Genomic DNA, 6088 nt, shown 5'->3' on the forward strand with positions numbered 1-6088 from the left:
TCCTTCGGCCGGGTGGAATCGATCCTCGAGCGCTTCGTGAGCTTCGAGACCGAGATCTCGGTCGTCGTCGCGCGGGCGCTCGACGGAACGGTTTCCGACTTCGGGGCGATCGAGAACGAGCATCGGAATCACATTCTCGACGTTTCGCGCGCGCCCGCCGCGGTCGAGAAGCGGGTCGCCGACGAGGCGATCCGGATCGGACGCGCGATCGCGGAGCGGCTCGACGTCGTCGGCGTCATCTGCATCGAGTTCTTCGTCGATCGCGGCGGGCGGCTCCTCGTCAACGAGCTGGCGCCGCGTCCGCACAACTCGGGGCATCTGACGATCGACGCGTGCGTGACGAGCCAGTTCGAGCAGCAGCTCCGCGCGGTCTGCGGGCTGGCGCTCGGCTCTTCGGAATACGTTCGACCGGCCGCGATGGCGAACCTCCTCGGCGATCTGTGGGCGGAGGGCGAGCCGGACTGGGAAGCGGTCTGCGCCATTCCCGACGTCAAGCTCCATCTCTACGGGAAGAACGCCGCCCGGCCCGGGCGGAAGATGGGCCATCTGACGGCGGCCGCGGCCACGGCGGAGGAAGCGCGGGAGAAGGTGCTCCGGGCTCGGGCGGTGCTCTCGGGGAACGCGGAGCGCCCGGCGGCTTCCGGGGAGACCCGCGTCCTTCACGGCGCGGCGAGGCGAACGTCGTGACCGGCAACCGCGAACCCGCGATCCGGGTCGTCCTCATGCCGAAGGACACGAACGCGCACGGAACGATCTTCGGCGGGGTGATCCTTTCCTACATCGACCAAGCCGGCGCGGTCGAAGCGAAGAAGCACCGGACGGAATTCCTCGTCACCGTCGCCATGCGGGAGATCGTCTTCCACGAGCCCGTGTACGTCGGCGACCTCGTCTCCTTCTACACCGAGCTCCTCCGGATCGGGAGCACCTCGATCACGGTCCGCGTCGACGTCGTCGCCAATCGCGGAAACGACCCGGACGTCGAGGCCAAGGTGACGGAGGCGGAAGTCACCTACGTCAATCTCGGAGCGGACCGCAAACCCCGCGTCATTCCGCGGTAATCCATTCGCGGCACCAACCAACGCGTTCGCCGGACAGTCCGGGCTCCGACTCGCCTCTGCCTCGATGGGACAGGCCGCGGGGCGGAACGAGGCCACGTCGCGGAGCGACGCATCGGCGCGACCTCTCCCGTTGGGAGAGGGTGGCCGCCAACGGCGGCCGGGTGAGGGGTCGAGCGTGAGCTCGAGCGAGGCAGGTGAGGGTGTTCCGGACCCCTGGAATCACCCCTCACCCTTGCCTGCGGCGTTCGACCTCTCCCGCACGGGGAGAGGTGGCGGATAACCTATCGAATTTTCTGGGCGAGCGACGGCGACAGGACCCACTTCAGATCGCCGGGAGGCGAGGGGTGGCTGCCGCCGAACGAGACCCGCGCGATCGCCGCCTTCTTGATCGGCACGTCGACGTCTTCCCGGCCCGTGACCGCGAGCCCGAGAAGAAGGCCCAGGTGCGGCATGTGCCCCACGAGGACGACGTCATCCCATCGGTCGCGCGCCAGCTCCACGAGGACCTTTCGCGGATCCGCGTCCGGCGCCAGAGCGGGCGTGGCGGCCAGCGAGGCTTTCGGAAATCGGGCCGCGATGAATTCCGCGGTTTCCTTCGCGCGTCGGAGCGGGCTGTGCCAGATCGCCTGCGCTTTCGCGACCCGCGAAAACGCGACCGCGACGACTTCCATCACTTCCCGCCCGCGTTCGGAGAGCGCGCGATCGGCATCCTTGCCCGATTTGGCCGAGTCTTCGGCGTCCCCGTGCCGGAGGAGATAGAGATTCATGCCGTCAGACGGACGGCGGTGGGGGCGGGGGAGGAGGCGGAGGCGTCTCTTCGTGGACTCCGGGAATGTAGCCGCTGTCCGTGGGCACCAGCGGAGCATTCGCGGCGGGAGGCGCCCAGTCGGGCTGCGGCTTGTACGTCGGCTCCTTCTTTTCGGGAGCCTGCGGAGGCGCCGTCTTCGGAGCCGGAGCCGCGGTCGCCGTGCCGGCGGGCGACACGGCCGTCCCGGTGGCGGCCGTGCCCGACGTGTCCGGCCGCGGCGCGGGGGCGGGGCTCGACCACCGCGGAGTGAATCGCAGCGTCGCCGCTTTCGCGGTCATCGGAAGGTTCGCGGTGAACGTCGCGGCCGCGCCCGCGTCGAGCGAGCCCGCCGAGACGCTCGCCATCGCGCTGGCGACGACCTTTCCCGCGTCGTCCATCGCCGCGATCGAGAGCGCGACGTTGGACGCGGGCACCTTCCCGGAATTCCGGAGCGTTCCCTTGACCGCGACGGCGTTGCCGGAAGGCCGCTGATCGAAGTCGACGACCTCGAGCTTCGCATCTCCGCCCGCGGTATCGGCGGCCGCGGCATCCTCGGGAGCGGCCTCCTCGGTGTCGGCCCCCTCGATCGTGTGGCTCACGTCCTCGTCGCCGATCTTGACTTTCGCTTTCGGATTCTTCTGCTGCGCTTTCGCCGCCTCGACCGGGGTCGTCGCGGCGACCGGCGCTTCCGCGGCGGCCTTGGGCGGCCGGCGCGCGGCCCGCGTTGCCGCGAGGTCGATGTCGGCGGCGGCGACGGCGACGACCGTTCCGTCCTTGAGCGTCATCACCGCCTGCGAACCCCGCAGCACGTACGGTTTGGCGAGCTCGAGGGACTTGCCTCCCTTGAGAACGACGATTTCGTTCGCGGAGAGCGCCGCGGCCGCGCAAAGCAGAGAGAGCAGGAGAACGGGGAGCTTTCTGATCATGGCGAAGGATCTCCTTCCGGGATTTTACACCGTATACTTTCCTCAATGCTGACCCGGTCCAAGTCCTCTCTCTCGGAAGAGAATCGCGCCCTGGTCGACCGGCTCCGCCAGAAGCAGTGGAAAACCCCCGCGGAGCGCGACGACTGGCTCCGCCGGATCGCGTCGGTTCGCGGGATTCCGTCGGAAGACGTCGCGTTCTTTCTCGTCGATTCCGATCCTTCCGTCCGCACGACGGGGGCCGCCATCGTCAAGGCGATGCCGCCCGACGCGGCGGTCGAAGTTCTCCTGACCGCGCTCGCTTCACAGCCGGAATCCCAGCGGCGAAAGACCTTCGACGCGGCGGTCCAGCTCCTCGGCGGCGATCTCTCCCCGGAGCGCGCCGCGTCGATGGCGGGCGACCCCCGCGCGGCGGTGGCATCGACGGTCCTCGAGTGGATCCGCGAGAACCAGCAGCCGCGGTTCCTCGCTTCGCTCGTCCCGGCCCTCTCGGCGTCGGCCGTGGCGGTCCGCCGGCGCGCGATCGCCGCCGCCGAAACGATCGGCACTCCCCAGGCGGTCCCCCTCGCCGTCCAGGGGATCTCCGACGAGGACGAGGAGGTCCGCTTCCGGTCCGCGTCGATTCTCGCGCGGTTCCCCTCCGATCAGATCTTCCCGGCGCTGCTGAAGGCCTCGTCCGACTCGTCCGCGCGGGTCCAGCAGGCGGTCGCCAAAGCGATCGGGCCGATCGTCTCCGCGGGAGCGCGCGCGTGGCAGTCGCGGGTCATGCCGCTGATTTCCGATCCCAACCCGCGCGTGCGCGAGAACGCGATCGGGATCGTGCGGCAGCAGGAGCCGAAGGCGGTCGTCGAAGCGTTCATCGCGTCGTTCAAGAACGTCTACGGGCCGCCGCGCGACCGCGCGATCACGGTCTTTCAGGAGCTCGGCGGGCCGTTTCTCGCGGCCCTCGCGGAACGCGCCGACGACCCCGACCACGATGCGGCGAACCTCGCGGCGTCGATCGCGGTCACCCTCCGGTCGCCCGAAGTCGTCCCGCTCTGCGTCCGGCTCCTGAAGCAGCCGGACTGGTGGCTTCGCCACCGCGCGAGCGAGGCGCTCGCCGAGATCAAGGACGAGCGAGGGCTCCAGCCGCTTGTCGAAATGCTCGAGGACCGCGAATCGGACATCACGGCGGCGGCGGCGCTCGGCCGGTGGGCCAGCCCGAAGGCGCTTCCGGGGCTGCTGACGGCCTACAAGAAGGCGGCCATGGATCTGCGCCTCGAGATCCTCGAGGCCTTCTCCAAGATCCCGGACTCGAGGGTCCCGGCGCTCCTCCAGAACATCGCGGGCGTCGACCCGGAACCGGTCGTGCGCGAGAAGGCGGTTCGGCTGCTCCGCGCGCTCCGCGGGGAAAGCGTCGGGGCTTCCACCGAGATCGCCGCGGCCTTCGAGCCGGTGGATCTGGCCGGCCTTTCGGAGGTGACGCTCGCCGATCTGATGCGGCACGCCCGCGCGCTCGAGGCGTCGGACCTGCATCTCGCCGTCAACGCGATCCCGCACCTGCGGGTCCACGGCACGATGACCCCGCTTCCGCTCGCGCCGCTGTCGGAAGAAGACGTCGAGCGGATGCTGCACCCGATCCTTTCGGAGACCCAGCGGGCGACGCTCGCGGAGACCCGGACGCTCGACTTCTGCTACAAGGCGGGGGCGCTCGGCCGTTTCCGGACGAACATCTTCTACCAGCGCAAGGGACTCGACGCGGTCTTCCGCCTCATTCCTCCGGAGGTTCCGACGCTCGACGAGCTCGGCGTCCCGCGCTCGCTCTGGGAGCTGACCGAATACACGCAGGGGCTCGTGCTCGTGACGGGCCCGGCCGGCTGCGGCAAGACGACGACGCTCGCGGCATTCGTCGACCGGATCAACCAGATCGAGAACTCCCACATCCTCACGGTCGAAGACCCGATCGAGTACGTCCACCGGAGCCGCGAGTCGCTCATCAACCAGCGGGAGGTCGGAACGCACACCGCCTCGTTCGCGAAAGCGCTGCGGCAGGCGCTCCGCGAGGATCCCGACGTGATCATGGTCGGCGAGATGCGGGACATCGAAACGATCTCGCTCGCGATCACCGCCTCGGAGACGGGGCACCTCGTCTTCGGCACGCTCCACACGGCGACCGCCGCGGGAACGGTCGACCGGGTGATCGACGCGTTCCCGGCGGGACAGCAGGGGCAGATCCGCCAGATGCTCTCGGACTCTCTTCGCGCGGTCATCTCGCAGCACCTCGTGCCGCGCCGCGACGGGCGCGGACGCGTCGCCGCCTTCGAGATCCTCCGCAACACGCCGAACATCGCCGGGCTCATCCGGGACGCGAAGACCTTCCAGATCGCATCGGCGATCCAGACCGGCTCGGGCGCCGGGATGCAGACGATGGACACCGCTCTGCTCAAGCTCGTACAGGACGGGAAAGCGGACCCGCGCGCCGCTTACGACCGCGCGCTCCGGAAGGACCTCTTCGAGCCGTTCCTCGAGAGCGAGGGATCGGGCGCATGAGCAGCGTCTCGTTCAACTACAGCCAGATCGACCGGTTCCTGTCGATCCTGATGAAACGCGGCGGCTCGGACCTCCATCTGACCGTCGGGGAGCCGCCGATCATCCGGATCGACGGCGAGCTCGAAAGGGTCCGCTACCGGGTGATCGGCGAGGGCGACTACTACAACATGCTGTCGGCGATCACGCCGCCGGACCTCTGGTCCCGCTATCAGCTCGTCGGCGACGTCGATTTCGCGTACCAGATGGGAAACCAGGCGCGCTTCCGGACGAACCTCTTCAAGCAGGAGCGCGGATCGGCGGCGCTCTTCCGCCTGATTCCGCCGAAGGTTCCGACGGTCGAGGAGCTGAACCTTCCGACCGCGATCGCCGACCTCGCCGCGGCGTCCCGCGGGTTGATCCTCGTGACCGGGCCGACCGGCTCCGGGAAATCGACGACCCTCGCGGCGCTCCTCGACCGGATCAACCGGCGGCACGCGCGGCACGTCGTCACGATCGAGGATCCGGTCGAATTCGTCTACTCCAACGACAAGGCGATCTTCACGCAGCGGGAGATCGGCCAGGACGTCCCCGATTTCGCGAGCGGCGTGAAGGCCGCTCTCCGCGAGGATCCCGACGCCCTCCTCATCGGCGAGATGCGGGACGTCGAGACGATCCGGATGGCGCTGACCGCGGCCGAAACGGGACTCCTCGTCTTCGCGACGCTCCACACGAACTCCGCCTCGAAGGTCGTCAACCGCATCATCGACGCTTTCCCGAACGAAGAGCAGGACCAGGTGCGCGTCGTGCTCGCG

Annotated in this window: 6 protein-coding genes; 4 read left to right on the forward strand and 2 right to left on the reverse strand. The window is 69.1% G+C overall.

The window, feature by feature from the left end; genetic code table 11:
- Both VFS34_09600 and VFS34_09605 read left to right on the forward strand, forming a co-directional pair.
- On the forward strand, window positions 1-687 hold a 687-nt coding region (locus VFS34_09600; protein ID HET9794704.1), incomplete at its 5' end, for an ATP-grasp domain-containing protein.
- Window positions 684-1058, forward strand: coding sequence for a hotdog domain-containing protein (locus tag VFS34_09605; protein ID HET9794705.1), 375 nt, complete (start codon window positions 684-686; stop codon window positions 1056-1058). The genes VFS34_09600 and VFS34_09605, both read left to right, overlap by 4 nt.
- Window positions 1059-1339: 281 nt before the next feature.
- Here the strand turns inward: VFS34_09605 and VFS34_09610 are convergent, their stop codons facing one another.
- Window positions 1340-1825 carry a histidine phosphatase family protein gene (locus tag VFS34_09610; protein ID HET9794706.1) on the reverse strand — a complete coding sequence of 162 codons (486 nt, stop codon included), beginning with the start codon at window positions 1823-1825 and terminating at the stop codon, window positions 1340-1342.
- 4 nt (window positions 1826-1829) lie between these two features.
- The gene (locus VFS34_09615; GenBank protein HET9794707.1) at window positions 1830-2771 is read right to left on the reverse strand and encodes an FxLYD domain-containing protein; all 942 of its coding nucleotides are present in this window, start codon (window positions 2769-2771) and stop codon (window positions 1830-1832) included.
- Window positions 2772-2816: 45 nt separating this feature from the next.
- Here VFS34_09615 and VFS34_09620 point away from each other — a divergent pair, with 45 nt between their 5' ends.
- Together VFS34_09620 and VFS34_09625 are read left to right on the forward strand one after the other, a co-directional pair.
- Window positions 2817-5297, forward strand: a complete 2481-nt coding sequence (locus VFS34_09620; GenBank protein ID HET9794708.1) for a PilT/PilU family type 4a pilus ATPase — start codon at window positions 2817-2819, stop codon at window positions 5295-5297.
- Window positions 5294-6088, forward strand: a 795-nt coding sequence (locus VFS34_09625) for a PilT/PilU family type 4a pilus ATPase (GenBank protein HET9794709.1), incomplete at its 3' end; no start/stop codon positions are given. The genes VFS34_09620 and VFS34_09625, both read left to right, overlap by 4 nt.

It is taken from the genome of Thermoanaerobaculia bacterium, assembly GCA_035717485.1.
Taxonomy (GTDB): Bacteria; Acidobacteriota; Thermoanaerobaculia; order UBA5066; family DATFVB01; genus DATFVB01.

Bases quoted from the DNA above. Each gene is read 5' to 3' on its own strand.
- VFS34_09620 (HET9794708.1), top strand. From the start codon at position 2,817: ATGCTGACCCGGTCCAAGTCCTCTCTCTCGGAAGAGAATCGCGCCCTG.
- VFS34_09615 (HET9794707.1), bottom strand. From the start codon at position 2,771: ATGATCAGAAAGCTCCCCGTTCTCCTGCTCTCTCTGCTTTGCGCGGCC.
- VFS34_09610 (HET9794706.1), bottom strand. From the start codon at position 1,825: ATGAATCTCTATCTCCTCCGGCACGGGGACGCCGAAGACTCGGCCAAA.